The sequence below is a fragment of the Bartonella sp. CM86QHHN genome, assembly GCF_042194695.1.
Taxonomy (GTDB): domain Bacteria; phylum Pseudomonadota; class Alphaproteobacteria; order Rhizobiales; family Rhizobiaceae; genus Bartonella.
In genome coordinates, this window is sequence record NZ_JBHIND010000044.1 from 1 (window position 1) to 1,050 (window position 1,050).

Here is a 1,050-nt window from a genome sequence, read left to right on the forward strand (position 1 = left end):
AGATTTCATAAATACTGAATATTTCTTCACCTCCAATTTCTCCTCCTCCATAATTTTTTAAAAAATTCTTATAGGAAGAGGTAAATTGTAAACCAAGAGTGTTCTCAGCTGTTTTAATCCGTACATCATCAGGTGCATTATCTTGAGTACCAAAATTAATAACATGACTATGCATATCAACATATTGTGCAACATCTGATAAAGTATAACTTTTCATAAATTTTTCTCCATAAGTCACAGCGTGTTTTTACTCATAATGAGTGTTTCTAATGATCAATCTTTTTCTACTCTAGCCAATGGAATTGAGATGAGATTGATAAAATCATAAGAGATATGTTCTTGACGGAGCTCTTTTCTCATCTGTCTCTGTACAATCATCTCGCATTTACAATATATGATGGAATTAAAGGAGGTGATCATTAAAGTTTAGAGAGCGCCTTTTAGGGATATTATTTCAATATTTGCAATAATTACTCTTTCTTTTTTCCTACTTAGGAATTTTTTTTGAAATCCAACAAATAACTTTTCTGATAAAATTTGTCTTTGGATTCATAGGAGCAACCAAACTCCTGCCTTGATAAAATGAGTAGAGAACCTCAACGAGAGGACTATCTTGTTCTTGTGTCACAGGATGTAACATAATAGGTCTAAAATCGACTCCAATAGGTGCTCTTCCTGATACCATTCTTTCCACATTTGTACCCGTTACTATCTGTCCTTCTTCTTTCCAAGAAGAAACTGTTTCGGGCTCAAACAGTTCATCTTCCTGATAAACTTTTTGACTTTTAAATTCCACCGGCTCAGCTGCCCCCATACTTTTTTTCTTTATCCATTTCATGATTCATAATCCCCTCAATTTTTTCAAAATAATCAATTTATTCTTTATTCTAAATAGACTTAAATAAACTCTCCTTCCAAGAGCGAGGTTATTCCTCGCTAGAAAGCTCTGAGTGATCATCAAAATCTTTTGCTACCCGTTCAATCAAAGCGTAGCTCACTTGCTTCACCTTTGCTACTTCTTTGGCTAAAGCTAATGCACGTTCAAGGTGG

General features: G+C 34.1%; 2 protein-coding genes. Both read right to left on the bottom strand.

What is annotated here, in order from left to right:
- On the bottom strand, positions 1-217 hold a 217-nt coding region (locus tag ACFIKX_RS03380; protein ID WP_375661209.1), incomplete at its 3' end, for an SMI1/KNR4 family protein.
- Positions 218-487: 270 nt separating this feature from the next.
- Positions 488-838, bottom strand: coding sequence for an HNH/ENDO VII family nuclease (locus tag ACFIKX_RS03385; protein ID WP_375618707.1), 351 nt, complete (start codon positions 836-838; stop codon positions 488-490).
- Positions 839-1,050 lie beyond the last annotated feature (212 nt).

What these genes read in the sequence shown, in the direction of transcription:
- ACFIKX_RS03385 (WP_375618707.1), bottom strand. Translation starts at nt 838, where the DNA reads ATGAAATGGATAAAGAAAAAAAGTATGGGGGCAGCTGAGCCGGTGGAA.